This window comes from Pseudomonas sp. ASL7 (assembly GCF_056680375.1).
Map to the genome: position 1 here is coordinate 3,499,855 of NZ_CM155279.1, position 18,919 is coordinate 3,518,773.

Sequence of the window (18,919 nt, forward strand, 5' to 3'; positions counted from 1 at the left end):
GCCTTTTTTGTTACTTACTGCACCGCAGATTCCTGAACCATCCGTATGACCCGCTGCGGAAAGGGGATATCAATACCGGCCGTTTTCAAACGGGCACGGGACTGTTCGTTGAACATGAACATCACGTCCCAGTAATCCGCCGTCTTCACCCACACCCGAAGGGAAACAGTGATCGAACTATCACCCAGTGTCGAAATCACGGCCTGAGGTGCCGGTTCAGCCAAAACACGCTCATCTTTGGCCAGTTCCAACAATACATGACGGGCCTTCTGCAAGTCCGCTTCGTAATCAACGCCTACATCAAACACGACTTTGCGGGTCGGTTGACGGTTGGTGTTGGTGATAATGCCGTTCGACAGATTGCCGTTAGGCACGATGATGGTTTTGTTATCGCCGGTACGCAGTACCGTATGGAAGATCTGGATGCTGTCGACAGTACCGGCAACACCCTGGGCTTCGATCCAGTCACCAATACGGAACGGACGGAACAACAGGATCAACACGCCGCCGGCGAAGTTTGCGAGGCTACCCTGCAAGGCCAGACCGATGGCCAGACCCGCCGCACCGATCGCCGCCACGAATGACGTGGTTTCAATACCGATCATCGACGCGACGCTGACAATCAACAGCACCTTGAGAATGATGTTCGCCAGGCTGCTGATGAATCCCTGCAGCGCCAGGTCGGCGTTACGCAGCGCCAACAGGCCGCCGAGCTTTTGCGCCACCTTGTTGATCAGCCACCAGCCGACGGCCAGGGTGATGACCGCCAGAAGCACGCGACTGCCGTACTCCATGATCATCGGGATCCAGGTTTGAGAGACCTTCACCAGATTGTCTACTTCAGCATTCAAGTCCATCTACGTTCTCCTGTTTTCCGGCTACCCGGCACGCGAAAAAATAAGCGGCAGAAAAGACTGCCCCTGTAATGCCTGTCAACTGCGCCTCTGTAGGAGCGAGCTTGCTCCGGGCGGCGTTCCGACGATGGACTCAAGAGCGGCGCGTTTATTCAGAAAACACGCGTTATCGTTCACGTCCATCGTCGGAACGCCGCCCGGAGCAAGCTCGCTCCTACAGGGGGCAATCTTCCTGCCATTGCTTGGGCCTCGGACGCCGATAGCGCCGAGAGATTCCCGCATCGAAAGTCAGTCGCGGAAGTTGTTGAACTGCAACGGCATCCCGAATTCCTTGGCCCGCAGCGCCGCAATGGCTTCCTGCAAGTCGTCACGCTTCTTGCCGGTAATGCGCACCTGCTCACCCTGAATGGCCGCCTGAACCTTGAGTTTGGCGTCTTTGACATGAGCGACGATTTTCTTCGCCATCTCTTTGTCGATGCCTTCTTTGAGGACCGCTTCCTGTTTCATCAGCTTGCCCGAGGCAAAAGCGTCCTTGACCTCAAGGCACTGCACGTCGATTTTGCGCTTGACCAGGGCCAGTTTGAGGATCTCAATCATTGCTTCGAGCTGAAAATCGGCTTCAGCGGTCAGGTTGACGGTCAGGTCCTTCTCCTTGAACTCAAAGCTGCCTTTACCTTTCAGGTCATAACGACGATCGAGCTCCTTGACGGCGTTCTCGACCGCGTTGGTGACTTCGTGTTTGTCCAGTTCGGATACCACGTCGAACGACGGCATGTAATCTCTCCAATAAAAGGGCGCGCTCAATCACGATAGAGCACGCCTGGCTTGCGGTTAAAATCCGCGCTGATTATAACGGGTCTTTCCCATCATTCACTGCGAGCCTCCCATGCACGCGTCAAACAGAGCAAAAAGCTGATGTCCACCACCTGGCATGTTCTGGGCGCCGGCAGCCTCGGCACTTTATGGGCGACACGACTGGCACGGGCCGGCGTGCCGGTCAGGCTGATCGTGCGGGACGCGGCGCGCTTGCAGGCGTATGAGGCGGCGGGTGGATTGACGCTGGTAGAGCACGGGAAAGCCACCACCTACGATATCTCCGGTGAGACACCCGACAGCAACGATCCGATCAACCGTCTGCTGGTGGCCTGCAAAGCTTACGACGCCGAAAAAGCGGTGGCCCGACTGGCGCCGCGGCTGGCCCCTGGCGCGGAGCTGATTCTGTTACAAAACGGTCTCGGCAGTCAGGACGCCGTGGCGGCCCAGGTGCCACAGGCGCGCTGCATTTATGCGTCGAGCACCGAAGGCGCGTTCCGCGAGGGTGACTGGCGTGTGGTATTCGCCGGCCACGGTTACACCTGGCTAGGGGATGCCGGTCACCCCGTTGCGCCCATCTGGCTGGATGACCTGAACGCCGCCGGTATTCCCCACGAGTGGAGCACCGAGATTCTGACCAGGCTGTGGCGAAAACTGGCGCTCAACTGCGCAATCAATCCGCTGACGGTGCTGCACGACTGTCGCAACGGCGGCTTGCAGCAACACCATTGCGAAGTGGCCACCCTCTGCGTTGAACTGACGGAATTGCTCGAACGTTGCGGTCAGCCCGCCGCCGCAGAGGACCTTCAACAGGAAGTCGAACGGGTGATCCACGCGACGGCCGCCAACTATTCCTCGATGTACCAGGACGTCAGCCATCGGCGCCGAACCGAAATCAGCTATCTGCTGGGCCATGCCTGCAAAGTCGCGGCGAGGCACCAGCTGAACTTGCCACACCTCAATCAGCTTGAGTCAAGGTTGATCACCCATCTGCGCAGCCTTGGATTGCCCAGCGACTGAGCAGCGGCTACGCTGGCCACTTGTTCCTATTCAGCGATGAACCTGATGCCACTGCGCCAGCGCCTTGAAAACCTTCCGGTCGGCCAAAAACTGCTGGCCGCCCTGCTGGTGCTGTTGACCACCGTTCTGCTGGTCGCCAACCTGACTTTTATCAGCGCCGCGTATTACATCTCCCAGGAAAGCATGGCACCTCAGGCCTTGCAGACCATCGGCCGCCTGATTTCCAACCCGAGCCTGGTGTCAGAGGCATTGCAGTCACCGCAAAGTGCCGAACGCTTGCTCAACGAGCTCAACAGCTATTCCCCGCTGCGTGCGGCGGCCCTTTATGACGGCAAGGGCGAACGCCTGGCGCAATTGCAGCATGGCAACAAGCTGAACCTGCCGGAGCGCTACCGGCATATCGAATCCTGGCAGGCCACCGAGTTCCGCAGCAACCAAGTCATCACCCTGCCCCGCCCCGGCACTGCGCCTGGCCACCTGCTACTGGTCGCCAGCAGCGAACTGCCGATGGCGTTCTACACCGGCACGCTGACCGCGAGCCTGGGGATTTTGATCTTCAGCGTGCTGTTGTGGCTGGTTATCGCCCGGCAAATAAAACGCCTGATCACCCAGCCGATTCATCAGCTCGAAGAATTGTCCCGGCAAGTGACCCGGGAAGAGAACTACGCCCTGCGTGCCTCCCGCGGCAACCACGACGAAATCGGCAGCCTGGCCGAGGCATTCAACACCATGCTCTCGCGCATCGAGGCGCGGGAACAGCAACTCAAACGGGCCCGGGATGACTCTCAGGCCGCGTATGATCAGGCCCAGGGATTGGCAGAAGAAACCCGCCACACCAACCGCAAACTGGAACTCGAAGTCCAGGTGCGCAGCAAGATCGAGAAGAAACTCACCGGTTTCCAGAATTACCTCAACAGCATTATCGACTCCATGCCTTCGGCGTTGATCGCCCTCGACGAGCAACTCTACGTGACGCAATGGAATCAGGAGGCCAGCGCCCTTTCCGGCACGCGCCTCGACGAAGCCCTGAACCAGCCGATTTTCCTCGCCTTCGAACCGCTCAAGCCATTTCTGCCGCAGCTCAAGCAAACCGTCGAGCAGCACACCGTGGCCAAGATCGAGCGCGTAACGTGGTTCAAGGACGAAGAACCCAAGCACTACGCCCTGACCTTCTACCCGTTAATGGGAGGTGCCGGGCGTGGCGTGGTGATCCGGATCGACGACATCACGCAGCGCCTGTCGCTGGAAGAAATGATGGTGCAGTCGGAAAAAATGCTCTCGGTCGGTGGTCTCGCCGCCGGGATGGCCCACGAGATCAACAACCCGCTGGGCGCAATCCTGCACAACGTTCAGAACATCCGCCGACGCCTTTCCCCCGATTTGCCGAAAAACCTGGAACAGGCCGAGCAGGCCGGCATCGAACTGTCGACGGTCAACCAATACCTGCAAGCGCGCGAAGTGCCGCAGTTGCTGGATGGCATTCAACAGGCTGGCGCCCGGGCGGCAAAGATTGTGACCCATATGCTCAGCTTCAGCCGTCGCAGCACCCGGCAAATGGCCCCCTGCGACTTGCCGGCGCTGATCGATCAGGCCGTGGAAATCGCCAGCAACGACTTCGATCTGGCCATCGGTTTCGATTTCAAGGGGCAGGCGATCATTCGTCAGTTCGATCCGGCGTTGGGCCCGGTTCCAGGCACTGCCAACGAACTGGAGCAGGTGTTGCTCAATCTGCTGAAAAATGCCGCGCAAGCCATTCACCAGCGCGAGGACGACCGCGAGCCGGGGCGGATCATCCTGCGCACCAAGCTGAACCCGCCATGGGCGGAAATCCAGGTCGAGGACAATGGCGTCGGCATGAGCGAGAGCGTACGCAAACGCACCTTCGAGCCGTTCTTCACCACCAAGGAAATCGGCCAGGGTACCGGGCTGGGCCTGTCGGTTTCGTATTTCATTATCACCAATAACCACAAGGGTCAGATGGAAGTGCAATCGACCCTCGGCCAAGGCACGTGTTTCACCTTGCGCTTGCCCTTGGCGAGCACCCCGCTCGCCTCCCAAGAACTCAATCAGCTATCGAGGTAACCATGGGCTTTCGCTTGTCGAAGATTTACACCCGCACCGGCGACAAAGGGGAAACAGGGCTGGGCGACGGTCGCCGCGTGCCCAAGGACCATCCACGCATCGAAGCCATAGGCGAAGTCGATACATTGAACAGTCAGGTCGGCGTGCTGTTGGCTGGACTGGAAGCGCAAAGTGCCAGGTTTACGGGACTGAACGAAGTGATCGAGGTGTTGGCACCCTGCCAGCATCGGTTATTCGATCTGGGTGGCGAATTGGCAATGCCGGTGTATCAAGCGCTGAACGCGGCAGAAATCGAGCGTCTGGAAGCGGCGATTGATGTGTGGAATGAAGAGCTGGGCCCACTGGAGAATTTTATCCTGCCGGGCGGTTCGGCGCTGATTGCCCAAGCCCACGTGTGCAGGAGCCTGGCGCGCAGTGCGGAGCGACGGTGCCAGCATTTGAATGCAATTGAACCGCTGACCGGGGTTGGCCTGGCCTACATCAACCGGTTGTCGGATTTGTTGTTTGTGGCGGCGCGGCTCATTGCCAAGCGCCAGGGGATTGCCGAGATTTTGTGGCAGCCGGCAGCTAAACCCCGAGATTAGTTGTGCCTCCGAAGTCTCCTTCGCGAGCAGGCTCGCTCCCACATTGGATTTGCGTACACCGCAATCCCTGTGGGAGCGAGCCTGCTCGCGAAGAGGCCAGTGGCTACACCAAAGAATCAGGCCAAAACGCCCGAATCCCCGCCACACCCTGGGCGCCTGCTTCCCAGGCTTGCCGCAGATCCGCCGGGCCAACGCCACCGAGCAAGAACACCGGTTTGCTGAACCCCTCGATCAAGGTCGAAGCCTGCGCCCAACCCAACGGCTGAGCATCCGGATGAGTCTGGGTCGGCTGCACCGGCGACAACGTCACGAAGTCCACGCCCATCTGCTCGGCCAGCACCAGTTCTTCAGCGTTGTGGCAGGACGCCGCCAACCAGCGCGATGCCGGTAGCGGTCGACCCGCTGCCGCGTACTTGCGCAATTGTGCCGCCGTGATGTGCCAACCTGCAGACGGGAAATCGCCCAGCCATTCGAACGGGCCCTTGATCATCAACTGCGCCTTGCCGGCACACAGCCCCGCCGCATCCACCGCCAAATCGCGGTATTTCGGGTCATAGCCGTTGGGTGCGCGAAGCTGGATCAGCTTGATTCCGCCCGCGATGGCTTTCTGAATACCGCGCAGCAGGGCCGGGGTTTCCAGGTCTTGCGGGGTGATCAGGTACTGCGAAGAGAGGCGCGCGGCCGCAACGATTGGCTGGTTGGCGGCCGGAAACTCATAATTCAACAGATCACGCGGCGCCACCCACTCCAGTGGTTGGCCTTCGGCGCCGTGAGGCTCCCCGGAAAAGTCCGAGACTTCCCAGACATCGAGCAACACTTGCTTGTCCGGATAATCGTGCCGGACCTTGATCAGCGGGCGTGCCGCGTTGACCACAATGCCCAGCTCTTCATGGAGTTCGCGAGCCAGCGCGGTTTCGACGGATTCATCGGCTTCGACCTTGCCACCGGGAAACTCCCACAGACCGCCCTGGTGCTGGGTATCGGCACGGCGAGCAATGAGAATCTTGCCACTGATATCACGAATGACGGCGGCGGCTACGTGTACTCGTTTCACTGTCCGACCTCCTCCAGCCCCGCTTGCTGCCAGGCCTTGAAGGCTGGCCATTGATAGATTGTGTTGACGTAAGCCTCGTCCGCCGCCGGCAACTTCACCTGATAGGTACGCAAGCGCACGGCAATCGGTGCGAAAAACGCATCGACCAGGGTCGCGCCGCCAAACAGGAATGGACCGGGTTCGGTCGCGGCGGCGCGGCACTCGGCCCACAACGCCAGCATGCGCTCAATGTCTGCCTGCACGTCAGCCGGCGTCGACGACAGTGGTGCATCGCGACTCAGGTCGAACGGCATGCTGCCGCGCATGGCGAAAAATCCCGCGTGCATCTGCGCGCATGCCGAACGTGCCTGGGCACGGGCAGCAATGTCTTTGGGCCAGAGGCCGGCGTCGGGGAATTGTTCGGCCAGGTATTCGGCAATCGCCAGGGAGTCGGCAATGGTGCCGTGTTCGGTTTTCAACAGCGGGACTTTGCCGGTTGGCGAATGCTTGAGCAGACGTTCACGGGTGTCCGGTTGATACAGCTTGATCAATTCTTCGGTGTAAGGAGCGCCGACCAGATCCAGGGCCAGCGCACCGCGCAGGGACCAGGAGGAAAACAGTTTGTCGCCGATGATCAGGTGGAGGCTCATGTTCGGGACCTTTTGATGAAGGGAACAAGCCAGTCTAGTTAGCGACTGACAGACCGCCATCGCGAGCAAGCTCGCTCCCACATTGTTTTCTGCCATACACAAAATCTGTGTTCACAGGAGATCTACTGTGGGAGCGAGCTTGCTCGCGATGGGAGCAACTCGGTTCTGACTTTATTTACGTACGGTACTCGGCGTTGATCTTCACGTATTCGTGGGACAAGTCGGTGGTCCAGATGGTTTCGCTGCAATCGCCGCGACCCAGTTCGATACGGATGGTGATTTCTTCCTGCTGCATCACCGCCGCGCCCTGGGCTTCGGTGTAAGTCGCGGCACGCGCACCACGGCTGGCAATGCATACATCGCCGAGGAATACGTCGATCTTGCTCACGTCCAGGTTCGGCACACCGGCACGGCCGACGGCGGCCAGGATACGGCCCCAGTTCGGATCGGAGGCGAACAGTGCGGTCTTGATCAGCGGCGAGTGAGCCACGGTGTAACCGACGTCCAGGCATTCCTGGTGATTGCCGCCGCCGTTGACTTCAACGGTGACGAACTTGGTCGCGCCTTCACCGTCGCGAACGATGGCCTGGGCCACGTCCATGCAGACTTCGAACACCGCTTGCTTCAGCTGAGCGAACAGCGGACCGCTTGCTTCGGTGATTTCCGGCAGTGCCGCCTGCCCCGTGGCGATCAGCATGCAGCAGTCGTTGGTCGACGTGTCACCATCGATGGTGATCCGGTTGAACGACTTGTTGGCACCGTCCAGCAGCAGGTTTTGCAAGACGTCACGGGAGACTTTGGCGTCGGTGGCGATGTAGCCGAGCATGGTTGCCATGTTCGGACGAATCATGCCCGCACCTTTGCTGATCCCGGTCACGGTAATGGTCACACCGTCATGCTGGAACTGGCGGCTGGCGCCCTTCGGCAGGGTGTCGGTGGTCATGATGCCGGTGGCGGCTGCTTCCCAGTTGTTGACCGACAGGTCGTCGAGGGCGGCTTGCAGCGCGCCTTCAATTTTCTCGACCGGCAGCGGTTCGCCGATCACACCGGTGGAGTACGGCAGCACCAGGCTGGCATCGACGCCGGTCAGCTCAGCCAGTTTGGCGCAGGTGCGCTCGGCGGCGGCGAGGCCAGGCTCACCGGTACCGGCGTTGGCATTGCCGGTGTTGGTCAGCAGGTAACGCACCGGACCTTGCACGCGCTGCTTGGCCAGGATCACCGGCGCTGCGCAAAAGGCGTTCAGGGTGAACACGCCTGCCACGGTAGAACCTTCGGCACAGCGCATGACCACAACATCCTTGCGCCCCGGGCGCTTGATGCCGGCCGAGGCGATACCGAGTTCAAAACCGGCAACCGGGTGCAACGTTGGCAAAGGACCAAGACCAACAGCCATGAATGCGCTCCTTAAAAAGATGTCAGCACCGTCGTCAGGAAGAACGGTGGTTTAAATGGCAAAACGCCGCGACGGCTTATGCCGGTCGCGGCGCGGGTATTTCAGCGTATTAAACGGGTTTTACTGGATCTGCCCGTGGCAATGCTTGAACTTCTTGCCCGAACCGCAGTAGCACAGTTCGTTGCGGCCCAGCTTCTGTTCGTTGCGTACCGGCGCGGTGGCGAGGGCAACATCAACCTCTTCACCCAGCAGCTCCGGCTGCTCAAGACCCGGTACTTCGTCGTGCTGGAACTGCATGCGTGCCGCCAGTGCTTCGGCTTCCTGGCGCAGGCGTTGCTCTTCTTCGATTGGATCTTCGCGGCGAACCTGAACATGCGACAGCACACGGATCGAGTCGCGCTTGATCGAATCCAGCAGCTCGGAGAACAGCGTGTAGGACTCGCGCTTGTACTCTTGCTTCGGGTTCTTCTGCGCATAACCACGCAAATGGATGCCGTGACGCAGGTGATCCATGGTCGACAGGTGGTCTTTCCACAGGTCGTCGAGCACGCGCAGTACGATTTGCTTCTCGAAGGTGCGCAGCGCTTCGGCGCTCGCCTGCTCTTCTTTCTCGTTGTAAGCCGCCAGCAATTCGTTCAGCAGTTTCTCGCGCAGGGTTTCTTCGTACAGGTGATCGTCTTCGTCGAGCCATTGCTGGATCGGCAGCGCCACACCGAAATCGCTCTGCAACGCAGCTTCCAGGCCCGCTACGTCCCACTGCTCAGGCAGCGATTGCGGAGGAATGTGCGCGCTGACGGTGGCGTTGAGTACGTCCTGACGGAAGTCGGCAATGGTTTCGCCAATGTTGTCAGCGGCCAACAAACTGTTACGCATGTGATAGATCACTTTACGTTGTTCGTTGTTGACGTCGTCGAACTCAAGCAGCTGCTTACGAATGTCGAAGTTGCGCCCTTCAACCTTGCGCTGAGCCTTCTCGATGGCGTTGGTCACCATACGGTGTTCAATCGCTTCGCCAGGCTGCATGCCCAGGGCCTTCATGAAATTCTTCACCCGGTCAGAGGCGAAGATACGCATCAGGCTGTCTTCCAGCGACAGGTAGAAACGGCTGGAACCGGCGTCCCCCTGACGACCGGCACGACCACGCAGCTGGTTGTCGATACGGCGCGATTCGTGACGCTCGGAAGCGATGACCTGCAAGCCGCCCGACTCGAGCACTTGCTGGTGACGTTTCTGCCAGTCGGCCTTGATCTGGGCGATTTGCTCAGGGGTCGGGTCTTCCAGCGAAGCAACTTCCACTTCCCAGTTGCCGCCCAACAGGATGTCGGTACCACGACCGGCCATGTTGGTGGCGATGGTCAGTGCGCCTGGGCGACCGGCCTGGGCAATGATCTCGGCTTCTTTTTCGTGGAACTTGGCGTTCAGAACCTTGTGTTCGATGCCTTCCTTTTCGAGCAGGCTGGACATGTGCTCGGAAGTTTCGATGGTTGCAGTACCCACCAGCACCGGACGGCCGTGGGTCATGCATTCCTTGATGTCGTTGATGATCGCCGCGTATTTCTCTTCGGCGGTCAGGAACACCAGGTCGTTGTAATCTTTACGCGCCAGTGGCTTGTTCGGCGGGATGACCATCACCGACAGACCGTAGATCTGGTGGAATTCGAACGCTTCAGTGTCAGCGGTACCGGTCATGCCGGACAGCTTGTTGTACAGACGGAAGTAGTTCTGGAACGTGGTCGACGCCAGCGTCTGGCTTTCGGCCTGGATGTTCAGGTGTTCCTTGGCTTCGATGGCCTGGTGCAGGCCTTCGGACAAACGACGGCCCGGCATGGTACGACCGGTGTGTTCGTCGACCAGGACAACCTGACCGTCCTGCACGATGTACTCGATGTTGCGATGGAACAGTTTGTGCGCACGCAGACCGGCATAAACGTGAGTCAGCAGGCCCAGGTTGTGCGCCGAATACAGGCTCTCGCCTTCAGCCAGCAGGCCGATGCGGGTGAGCGTTTCTTCAACAAACTGGTGCCCGGCTTCGTTGAGTTCGACCTGGCGGGTCTTCTCGTCGACGGTGTAGTGACCGGCCTTGGTCACTTCGCCTTCCACTTCTTCGATATGCAACTCGAGCTGCGGGATCAGTTTGTTGATCTCGATGTACAGCTTGGAGCTGTCCTCGGCCTGACCGGAAATGATCAGCGGGGTACGGGCTTCGTCGATGAGGATGGAGTCGACTTCGTCGATTACGGCAAAATTGAGTTCGCGCTGGAATTTTTCTTCCATGCTGAACGCCATGTTGTCGCGCAGGTAGTCGAAACCGAATTCGTTGTTGGTGCCGTAGGTAATGTCGGCGGCGTAGGCCAGGCGTTTCTCTTCCGGCGGCTGGAATGGCGTGACTACGCCGACCGTCAGGCCGAGGAATTCGTAGAGCGGACGCATCCAGTTGGCGTCACGACGGGCCAGGTAGTCGTTCACGGTGACAACGTGCACGCCTTTGCCGGACAACGCGTTCAGGTAAACACCCAGTGTCGCCACCAGGGTCTTGCCTTCACCGGTACGCATTTCCGCGATCATGCCTTCATGCAAGGTCATGCCGCCGATCAACTGGACATCGAAGTGGCGCATACCCATGACGCGCTTACCGGCTTCGCGGGCGACCGCAAAGGCTTCTGGCAGCAGCTTGTCGAGGTCTTCCCCTTTGGCGATGCGGGCCTTGAACTCATCTGTCTTGGCACGCAATTGATCGTCCGAAAGGGCCACCATTTGCTCTTCGAAGGCATTGACGAGTTGCACCGTCTTGAGCATGCGTTTGACTTCACGCTCGTTCTTGCTTCCAAAAAGTTTCTTTAACAAAGGCGCAAACATATCGGCAGGATCTTCCACACTAAAGGGATGGAGGGCGGCCCCGTGAGTCGCCCGAGCAGCCCTCATGGCCGCATGCGAACGAGCATTCTACCCGGAAACGATGGTGAGGAAAGTGGCGTTATTCCACGATGCTGGCACAGCGCTTTGACGGGGCTCACTTAAAATAAGGGCTTTTGGCTGAACTTCAAGCCATTCACGGCATAAGTTACTTGTTGATTTAATGGGTAAAGCGCTCGCAAAGCAATGGGTCGGGTGAATCGGGTGCTTTCTGCTACCATGGCGGCTCTGTTACTTCAGGTGTCTGATCATGGCATTTCGCCCTCTTACGGCCAGAGCACCCGCCGTTCTGCTTCGCGAAGCCAAACCGCTGAAAGCCATCTTTGGCCATGCTCAACGCCTGGGTCATTTACAGCGTCTGCTGGAAAGCCAATTGCAGCCCGCCGCGCGCGAACATTGCCATGTGGCCTCATGGCGCGAAGGCAGTTTATTGCTGATTGTCACCGACGGTCATTGGGCTACCCGCCTGCGGTACCAGCAAAAACGCCTGCAACGGCAATTGCAGATGTTCGACGAGTTCGCCAGTTTGACGCGGATTCTGTTCAAGGTGCAGCCACCCACGGTTCAGCAAGGGGCGGCGGGCCATACCATCAGTTTGTCGACGGATGCGGGCGCGACCATTCAGGCCACGGCTGAGGGGATCAGCGATCCAAATCTGCGGGCGGCGCTGGAACGCCTGGCGGCCCACGCAAAACCCAAGGCCTGACATAAATCCAATTGTGGGAGCGAGCCTGCTCGCGATAGCGGTGTATCAGTCAACCCTTGCGTTGATTGCCAGACCGCATTCGCGAGCAGGCTCGCTCCCACAGTTTTTTTTTACCGTGCCCACTTGCTATCGGCGTTTGCTGCCACCGAGCAATGAGCCCATCAAGCCGCGTACCAATTGTCGGCCCAACTGATTAGCCGCCTGTCGCATCGCCGATTTCAGCGCCTGCCCTGCCGCCGTACCGAGGAACTCCCCAGCCTTGTCGGTGAAGCTTGGTTCTTCAACGGCGGGTTTGCCCGGCGCTGCTTCAGGCGCTGGCGCCAGACCTTTGCGTCCCATCAGCACTTCATAAGCCGACTCTCGATCAATCGGCTTGTCATACCGCCCCTGCAACGGTGAACTGGCGATCAACGCCGTACGCTCGGCTTCGCTTAACGGCCCGATCCGCGATTGCGGCGGCGCGACCAGGACGCGCTGGACCCTCTCTGGTGTGCCCTTGTCTTGCAAGGTGCCGACCAGCGCCTCGCCGATCCCCAGCTCGGTCAGTACCGACAAAGCATCGAACGCCGGGTTGGGACGGAAGCCCTCGGCCACCGCTCGCAGGGACTTCTGCTCTTTTGCGGTAAACGCGCGCAAGCCATGCTGGATACGCAGGCCCAGTTGCGCCAGCACGTCATCCGGCAAATCGCCGGGCGATTGGGTGACGAAATACACACCCACGCCTTTTGAACGAATCAGCCGCACGACCTGTTCCAGGCGATCCTGCAACGCCTTGGGCGTACCCGCGAACAACAAGTGTGCCTCATCGAAAAACAGCGCCAGCAACGGTTTGTCGGCATCGCCGCGTTCCGGCAACTGCTCGAAGAGTTCGGCCAGCAACCACAGCAAGAAGGTCGCGTAGACCTTCGGCGCTTCGTGGACCAGACGGCTGGCGTCAAGCAAGTGAATGCGCCCACGGCCATCGGCGGTCGGTTGCAGAATGTCTTCGAGTTGCAAGGCCGGTTCGCCGAAGAGTGCTTCGGCACCTTGCTGTTCCAGGGTCGCCAAACGCCTCAACAGCGCCTGGCTGGAGCCGGTGGTCATCAGCGCGGCGTCGTCACCGAGCAATTCGGGGTGGTCACGCAGATGATTGAGCAGCGCCTTCAAATCCTTCAGGTCCAGCAGTAGCAACCCTTCGCGGTCCGCCACCTTGAAGGCGGCGTACAGCGCCGATTGCTGACTGTCGGTCAATTCCAGCAGGCTACCCAGCAACAAGGGGCCCATTTCGCTCAAGGTTGTGCGCAATGGATGGCCGGACTGACCGTGAACATCCCACAGAGTTACCGGATACGCCTGAGGCTTGTAGTTCAGCCACGGCATCCCGGCGATGCGCTCGGCAATCTTGCCTTGAGGATTGCCGGCGGCGCCCAGACCGCACAGGTCGCCTTTGATATCGGCGGCAAACACTGCCACGCCAGCATCGCTGAACGCTTCGGCCATTCGTTGCAAGGTCACGGTTTTGCCGGTACCGGTGGCGCCCGCAACCAGACCGTGACGGTTCGCCAGGCGCATGGCCTGAGCGATCGGCTGCCCCGCGAGATCGGCACCGATAACGAGCTGCAATGAATCAGGCATTTGGTCACCCATGATTAATCTTTGATTCTGCACGGCCGATAGAAACAACTGAGAGACTCAACGCAGCGCAAGGCCCGACATTCCGCAGGGAGCCAGGAATTCTCGACTCGCGCCTATATGCTCCATTTTGCGCGCGTTAACAGCTACACGCCCCAAACAATATGACCTTAGCGGACACTCCAAGCTATGAACAAAAATCTGCATTTCAGCCATAAAATCCTGCTTGCCGCCGCGCTCATCGTCATCGTCGCCTTCGCTTCGTTCACGCTGTACAACGACTATTTACAGCGAAACGCCATTCGAAGGGACCTGGAACACTATCTGCAGGAGACGGGACGAGTCACTGCCAATAGCATCCAGACCTGGCTGTCCGGTCGCAGCTTGCTGATCGAAAACCTGTCGCAAACCGTTGCAATGAACCCCGATACCGACAACGTTTCCAAACTGCTTGTACAGAAGGCCGTCACGTCGACCTTCATGGGCGCCTACCTGGGCAACAAGGATGGTTCTTTTATCATCCGTCCAGACAGCAAGATGCCCGATGGCTATGACCCTCGCGCTCGTCCCTGGTACAAGACTGCGCAGAGCGCCAGCGGTTCTGCATTGACTGAACCGTACATTGACCTGGCCTCCGGTCAACTGGTGATTTCCATCGTTGACAACGTGGTCAAGGATGGACAGAACATCGGAGTGGTCGGCGGCGACTTGAGTTTGCAAGTGATTGCAGACAGCCTGAAGGCCCTGGACTTCGGCGGCATGGGGTATGCCTTTCTGGTCAGCTCGGACGGCAAGATCCTGGTACACCCCGACAAAGCGCTGGCGATGAAATCGCTCAAGGAGGTTTACCCACAGGACACGCCTGCAATCAGCAGCGACCTGAGCGAAATCCAGGTGGATGGCAAAACCCGGATCATGACCTTCACCCCCATCAAAGGACTGTCGTCGGTGAATTGGTACATTGGCCTGTCCGTGGACAAGGACAAGGCCTATTCCACGCTTAGCGAATTCCGTACCTCAGCGATCATCGCGACCCTCATAGCCGTGGCGATCATCATTGCTCTGCTGGGCATGCTGATCCGTATCCTGATCCAGCCGCTCCACGTCATGACCCGCGCCATGGCCGACATCGCTGACGGTGAAGGCGATCTGACCAAACGCCTGACCATTCAGAACAACGACGAATTCGGCCTCCTCGGCACCGCGTTCAACCGTTTCGTGGAGCGTATTCACAGTTCGATCCGCGAAGTGTCCTCGGCGACCGGGCAAGTCAACGAAGTGGCCTTGCGAGTCGTGGCCGCCTCGAATTCGTCGATGTTCAACTCCGACCAGCAAGCTTCACGCACCAGCAGCGTTGCCGCAGCGATCAATCAGCTCGGTGCTGCCGCCCAGGAAATCGCCCGCAACGCCGCGCAAGCGTCGAGTCAGGCCAGCGACGCCCGCAGCCTCGCCGAAGACGGCCAGCAAGTGGTGGATCGCAGCATTGTCGCGATGAATCAGCTGTCGAGCATGCTCAGCGCCTCGAGTACCAACATCGAATCGCTGAACAGCAAAACGGTGAACATCGGGCAGATTCTCGAAGTGATCACCAGCATTTCCCAGCAAACCAACCTGCTGGCGCTCAACGCGGCCATTGAAGCTGCGCGTGCCGGTGAAGCCGGGCGCGGTTTTGCCGTGGTGGCCGACGAAGTTCGTAACCTCGCGCACCGCACCCAGGAATCGGCGCAGCAGGTGCAGACCATGATCGAGGAGCTGCAAGTCGGCGCTCGTGAATCCGTCAGTACCATGAGCGACAGCCAGCGCCACAGTCAGGACAGCGTCGAAATCGCCAACCTGGCCGGCGAACGCCTTAACAGCGTGACCTTGCGCATCGGCGAAATCGACGGGATGAACCAATCGGTAGCGACGGCGACCGAGGAACAGACGGCGGTGGTCGAGTCGATCAACGTCGACATCACCGAGATCAATACACTGAACCAGGAAGGGGTGGAAAACCTGCAGTCGACGTTGCGCGCGTGTTCTGACCTTGAACAGCAGGCGGCGCGCCTTAAACAGTTGGTAGGCAGCTTCCGTATTTAGCGTCTGGCTGACCCTTTCGCGAGCAGGCTCGCTCCCACATTTAATCTCCAGTGTTTGTGAGATCAGTGTGGGAGCGAGCCTGCTCGCGAAGGCGCCCTCCCCGTCAACGCAAAACCCCAGCCGAACATCTATCCTTCATAAAGGTCAACCAAGGGAGAACAACGGACCGGAGGGATGCTCATCGTGCATATCGCTGACATAACGATGTTCTACGCCCCTGCCAGCGGTGGCGTGCGCACTTATCTTGATGCAAAACACCGTCGCCTGGGCATCAAACCGGGCATTCGCCATAGCCTGCTGATCCCTGGGCCTTCCTTCAGTGAACAGGATGGCGTTTACACCGTTCCGGCCCCCGCCCTCCCCTTCGGCAAGGGGTATCGCTTCCCCCTCCGCCTCGCGCCCTGGCGCAACGTTCTGCAGGATTTGCAGCCCGACCTGATTGAAGTCGGCGACCCTTACCTCACCGCGTGGGCGGCTCTGGACGCTAAACGCCAACTCGACGTGCCAGCGATCGGCTTTTATCACTCGGACCTGCCACTGTTGGTCAGCAACCGCATGGGCAACTGGGTCACCGGGAATGTCGAAGCCTATGTCAGCAAGCTTTACGGCAACTTCGACCGGGTTCTGGCGCCGAGCCAGGTCATGGCCGACAAACTGATCGGCCTGGGGGTGAAAAACGTTTTCGTGCAGCCCTTGGGCGTGGACTTGCAAACCTTCAACCCCGGCTTGCGAGACTCCGGTCTGCGGGCCGAATTGGGCCTCGATGAAAATACGCACCTGCTGATCTTCGCCGGGCGTGGCTCCAAGGAAAAAAACCTGCCGGTGCTGCTCGACTGCATGAGTCGGCTGGGCCGACGTTATCACCTGCTGCTGGTCGGCTCATCGATGCCGGCCGTGGTGCCGGACAACGTCACCGTGATTGATGATTTCTGCCCGACGGCGCAAGTTGCTCGATTAATGGCCAGTGCCGATGCGCTGCTGCACGCTGGCGATCAGGAAACCTTCGGTCTGGTGATTCTGGAAGCCATGGCCAGTGGCATTCCGGTCGTGGCCGTGGCGGCCGGGGCTTTTCAAGAGATTGTTACCGATCAATGCGGCCTGCTCTGCGCTCCGAATAATTCGTCGGCAATGGCCAATGCAGTCCACGAGTTGTTCGCGTCGGGCAGCGCCGTTTTCGGCAAGCAGGCTCGCAGCCATGTTGAGCTGCATTATTCGTGGGACTCGGTGGTCAACAGCCTGCTGGGGCACTATCACGCTGTGCTCGGCAGCCACCCATGGCCGCTGGCCGCCAATGGTTGAGCTCATGAACCCACGCAGCCTTTTAGTGGTGCTGCATGATGTTGCACCGCCAACCTGGGCCGATTACCAACCCTTCGTTGAAGCCGTCGATGCGTTAGGCGAGGTGCCGCTGACTTGGCTGGTGGTACCGGACTTTCACAAACACCACGACCTGAATGCCCATCCAGGATTTCGACGCCTACTGAGCGGCCGGGTTGCCCGGGGTGATGAATTGGCGTTGCACGGCTATTTTCATTGCGATGACACCCCCTCCGCGAACAATCCTCGAGACTGGTTCATGCGTCGCGTCTACACCCATGAAGGTGAGTTCTACAGTTTGTCCAGGGAGGCGGCATTGGGCCGCCTACATGCGGGCATCGACGTGTTCCGGCGCTTTGACTGGCCGCTGGAGGGTTTCGTCGCCCCAGCCTGGTTAATGAGCGACGGTACCCGCGAGGCCTTGCACCAATTACCGCTGAACTACACCAGCGACCCGCAGCATCTCTATCGTCTGCCGGACTTCACGGCGATCGATGCCCCGGGCCTGGTCTGGAGTGCACGCAGTGCCTGGCGCCGAGGCCTGTCAAAACTTGTCAGCGACAAACGCGAACAGCGCTGGCGCCAGGCGCCGGTGATTCGCCTGGGCCTGCATCCAGTGGACATGCGCCATGAGTTCTCGCGCACTTACTGGCTGCAAACACTCAAGCGATTGCTCGAGGAAGGCCGTGTGCCGATGACCAAGGCCGGGTGGCTGGCATCACAAAGCGACCCCATCGGTCGCGCCGCATGAGCCGCGGGATTCTGCTGCTCGTCGCCCTGCTCGCTGCGGTGCTGATTCCACTGCTGCTTGGCGGCAATCAGACAGCGTCGCGATTGCAAAGCTTTCCGCTGAGCTGGTTGTTGATCATGTTCGGCATGATCCTGCTGTGCTGGCTGGTGAATACGATGCGCTTGCGCCTGTTGCTGGGTGATCAGTGCTACAAGGTGAGTCGGTTCAAAAGCCTTGGCGTGGTGATGGCCGCCGAGTTCGCCTATTGCGCCACGCCCGGCGGCAGCGGTGGACCGCTGACGATCATGGCGTTGCTGGCACGCAACGGCGTGCGCCCGGCCAGGGGCAGCGCCGTGTTCGCCATGGACCAGCTCAGCGATTGGCTGTTTTTCCTCTGCGCGCTGAGCGGGATCCTGATTTATGCACTGTTCCAGCACCTCAGCCAGCGCATGGAATGGCTGCTGACCGTAAGCGCCATTTCCCTGTTCGGTGGGTTGATCTGTTGTGGGGTGATCGCCCGCTACCACCGGTTGCTGATTCGTCTTGGCGGCCGGTTGCTCGCTCGCGTGAACGTCAAAGCCACCACGCGTCTGCGCTGGGCACGCAAACTCCTGCACTTCCTGGCGGCGTTTACGGACACGTTGAAATTGCCTTTTCAGACGCTGATCAAGGTGTTTGCCCTCACCTGCCTGCATTGGGTCTTACGCTACAGCGTGCTATATCTGACGCTGCATGGGCTCGGGGCGGACTTGCAGTGGGCCTGGTGTTTTCTGATCCAGATGCTTTCTCTGAGCGCCGGGCAGTTCAGCCTGTTGCCGGGCGGTGCCGGGGCGGCAGAACTGACTTCGGCGGCGTTGTTGGCACCGATGGTGGGGAAATCTACCGCGGCGGCGGCGATTCTGATTTGGCGGGCGGTGACTTATTACTTCTACCTGGTGGTCGGTGGCCCAGTATTTTTGCTGATGCTGGGGCGGCCGCTGCTTAAGAAGTTGATGAAGGTTAAGCAGGCTTAGGAGGATTTTTTTGATTGTGTGCATATCCGTTTTTTTGATAATGCCGGCTGGCGGTTTCGCCCTTACGGCGAGTCACTTTTTACAAACGCCCGGAATGCCGGCCCAGTAAAAAGTAACCAAA

The 18,919-nt window shown here is 59.4% G+C and carries 15 protein-coding genes and 1 pseudogene; 9 read left to right on the forward strand and 7 right to left on the reverse strand.

The features are described 5' to 3' along the window. Positions 1-14: 14 nt before the first annotated feature. Both AC1MDT_RS16170 and AC1MDT_RS16175 read right to left on the reverse strand, forming a co-directional pair. The gene (locus tag AC1MDT_RS16170; protein WP_480418076.1) at positions 15-857 is read right to left on the reverse strand and encodes a mechanosensitive ion channel family protein; all 843 of its coding nucleotides are present in this window, start codon (positions 855-857) and stop codon (positions 15-17) included. A gap of 285 nt (positions 858-1,142) precedes the next feature. Further along, positions 1,143-1,628 carry a YajQ family cyclic di-GMP-binding protein gene (locus AC1MDT_RS16175; protein WP_060539637.1) on the reverse strand — a complete coding sequence of 162 codons (486 nt, stop codon included), beginning with the start codon at positions 1,626-1,628 and terminating at the stop codon, positions 1,143-1,145. Between the two features lie 141 nt (positions 1,629-1,769). Between AC1MDT_RS16175 and AC1MDT_RS16180 the strand changes: the two genes are divergently transcribed. The 3 genes from AC1MDT_RS16180 to AC1MDT_RS16190 are packed head-to-tail and all read left to right on the forward strand — an operon-like array spanning position 1,770 to position 5,353. After that, a complete protein-coding gene (locus AC1MDT_RS16180) occupies positions 1,770-2,687 on the forward strand; it encodes a putative 2-dehydropantoate 2-reductase (RefSeq protein ID WP_480418077.1) in 918 nt (305 codons plus the stop codon). A gap of 45 nt (positions 2,688-2,732) precedes the next feature. Beyond that, entirely contained in the window at positions 2,733-4,769 is a 2,037-nt protein-coding gene (locus tag AC1MDT_RS16185) for a sensor histidine kinase (protein WP_480418078.1), read from the forward strand. A 2-nt stretch (positions 4,770-4,771) separates the two neighbouring features. Further along, positions 4,772-5,353 (forward strand): cob(I)yrinic acid a,c-diamide adenosyltransferase, encoded by a 582-nt coding sequence (locus AC1MDT_RS16190; protein WP_480418079.1) that lies wholly within the window; start codon positions 4,772-4,774, stop codon positions 5,351-5,353. Positions 5,354-5,456: 103 nt separating this feature from the next. On the opposite strand, the gene AC1MDT_RS16195 is transcribed toward AC1MDT_RS16190, so the two are convergent. The 4 genes from AC1MDT_RS16195 to secA all read right to left on the reverse strand — a co-directional run bounded on the left by AC1MDT_RS16195 (position 5,457) and on the right by secA (position 11,285). Next, positions 5,457-6,407, reverse strand: coding sequence for a Nudix family hydrolase (locus AC1MDT_RS16195; RefSeq protein ID WP_480418080.1), 951 nt, complete (start codon positions 6,405-6,407; stop codon positions 5,457-5,459). Further along, positions 6,404-7,036, reverse strand: coding sequence for a glutathione S-transferase family protein (locus AC1MDT_RS16200; protein ID WP_480418081.1), 633 nt, complete (start codon positions 7,034-7,036; stop codon positions 6,404-6,406). The genes AC1MDT_RS16195 and AC1MDT_RS16200 overlap by 4 nt, the downstream gene beginning before the upstream one ends. A gap of 175 nt (positions 7,037-7,211) precedes the next feature. After that, positions 7,212-8,429 carry a bifunctional glutamate N-acetyltransferase/amino-acid acetyltransferase ArgJ gene (argJ, locus tag AC1MDT_RS16205; RefSeq protein ID WP_480418082.1) on the reverse strand — a complete coding sequence of 406 codons (1,218 nt, stop codon included), beginning with the start codon at positions 8,427-8,429 and terminating at the stop codon, positions 7,212-7,214. A gap of 120 nt (positions 8,430-8,549) precedes the next feature. Further along, entirely contained in the window at positions 8,550-11,285 is a 2,736-nt protein-coding gene (gene secA, locus AC1MDT_RS16210; RefSeq protein ID WP_480418083.1) for a preprotein translocase subunit SecA, read from the reverse strand. A 307-nt stretch (positions 11,286-11,592) separates the two neighbouring features. On the opposite strand from secA, the gene AC1MDT_RS16215 reads away from it, so the two are divergent. Then, positions 11,593-12,048, forward strand: coding sequence for a DUF721 domain-containing protein (locus tag AC1MDT_RS16215; RefSeq protein ID WP_480418084.1), 456 nt, complete (start codon positions 11,593-11,595; stop codon positions 12,046-12,048). Between the two features lie 126 nt (positions 12,049-12,174). Here the strand turns inward: AC1MDT_RS16215 and AC1MDT_RS16220 are convergent, their stop codons facing one another. Then, positions 12,175-13,662 carry a helicase HerA-like domain-containing protein gene (locus tag AC1MDT_RS16220; protein WP_480418085.1) on the reverse strand — a complete coding sequence of 496 codons (1,488 nt, stop codon included), beginning with the start codon at positions 13,660-13,662 and terminating at the stop codon, positions 12,175-12,177. Between the two features lie 186 nt (positions 13,663-13,848). On the opposite strand from AC1MDT_RS16220, the pseudogene AC1MDT_RS16225 reads away from it, so the two are divergent. The 5 genes and pseudogenes from AC1MDT_RS16225 to gpgF all read left to right on the forward strand — a co-directional run. Continuing rightward, a pseudogene (locus tag AC1MDT_RS16225) lies at positions 13,849-14,880 on the forward strand (HAMP domain-containing protein); the annotation flags it as partial. 93 nt (positions 14,881-14,973) lie between these two features. Next, a complete protein-coding gene (locus tag AC1MDT_RS16230; protein WP_428608872.1) occupies positions 14,974-15,738 on the forward strand; it encodes a methyl-accepting chemotaxis protein in 765 nt (254 codons plus the stop codon). A gap of 174 nt (positions 15,739-15,912) precedes the next feature. Then, on the forward strand, positions 15,913-17,037 hold the full coding sequence (gene gpgS, locus AC1MDT_RS16235) for an N-acetylglucosaminyl phosphatidylglycerol synthase (protein ID WP_480418086.1): 1,125 nt from the start codon (positions 15,913-15,915) through the stop codon (positions 17,035-17,037). Then, a complete protein-coding gene (gpgD, locus tag AC1MDT_RS16240) occupies positions 17,030-17,806 on the forward strand; it encodes an N-acetylglucosaminyl phosphatidylglycerol deacetylase (RefSeq protein WP_480418088.1) in 777 nt (258 codons plus the stop codon). Before gpgS ends, gpgD begins: the two co-directional genes overlap by 8 nt. Continuing rightward, a complete protein-coding gene (gene gpgF / locus AC1MDT_RS16245) occupies positions 17,803-18,798 on the forward strand; it encodes a glucosaminyl phosphatidylglycerol flippase (RefSeq protein ID WP_480418089.1) in 996 nt (331 codons plus the stop codon). Before gpgD ends, gpgF begins: the two co-directional genes overlap by 4 nt. Positions 18,799-18,919: the final 121 nt, after the last annotated feature.

Coding starts and splice junctions, on each gene's coding strand:
- AC1MDT_RS16170 (WP_480418076.1), bottom strand. CDS start 857: ATGGACTTGAATGCTGAAGTAGACAATCTGGTGAAGGTCTCTCAAACC.
- AC1MDT_RS16175 (WP_060539637.1), bottom strand. CDS start 1,628: ATGCCGTCGTTCGACGTGGTATCCGAACTGGACAAACACGAAGTCACC.
- AC1MDT_RS16180 (WP_480418077.1), top strand. CDS start 1,770: ATGTCCACCACCTGGCATGTTCTGGGCGCCGGCAGCCTCGGCACTTTA.
- AC1MDT_RS16185 (WP_480418078.1), top strand. CDS start 2,733: ATGCCACTGCGCCAGCGCCTTGAAAACCTTCCGGTCGGCCAAAAACTG.
- AC1MDT_RS16190 (WP_480418079.1), top strand. CDS start 4,772: ATGGGCTTTCGCTTGTCGAAGATTTACACCCGCACCGGCGACAAAGGG.
- AC1MDT_RS16200 (WP_480418081.1), bottom strand. CDS start 7,036: ATGAGCCTCCACCTGATCATCGGCGACAAACTGTTTTCCTCCTGGTCC.
- argJ (WP_480418082.1), bottom strand. CDS start 8,429: ATGGCTGTTGGTCTTGGTCCTTTGCCAACGTTGCACCCGGTTGCCGGT.
- secA (WP_480418083.1), bottom strand. CDS start 11,285: ATGTTTGCGCCTTTGTTAAAGAAACTTTTTGGAAGCAAGAACGAGCGT.
- AC1MDT_RS16215 (WP_480418084.1), top strand. CDS start 11,593: ATGGCATTTCGCCCTCTTACGGCCAGAGCACCCGCCGTTCTGCTTCGC.
- AC1MDT_RS16220 (WP_480418085.1), bottom strand. CDS start 13,662: ATGCCTGATTCATTGCAGCTCGTTATCGGTGCCGATCTCGCGGGGCAG.
- AC1MDT_RS16230 (WP_428608872.1), top strand. CDS start 14,974: ATGTTCAACTCCGACCAGCAAGCTTCACGCACCAGCAGCGTTGCCGCA.
- gpgS (WP_480418086.1), top strand. CDS start 15,913: ATGCTCATCGTGCATATCGCTGACATAACGATGTTCTACGCCCCTGCC.
- gpgD (WP_480418088.1), top strand. CDS start 17,030: ATGGTTGAGCTCATGAACCCACGCAGCCTTTTAGTGGTGCTGCATGAT.
- gpgF (WP_480418089.1), top strand. CDS start 17,803: ATGAGCCGCGGGATTCTGCTGCTCGTCGCCCTGCTCGCTGCGGTGCTG.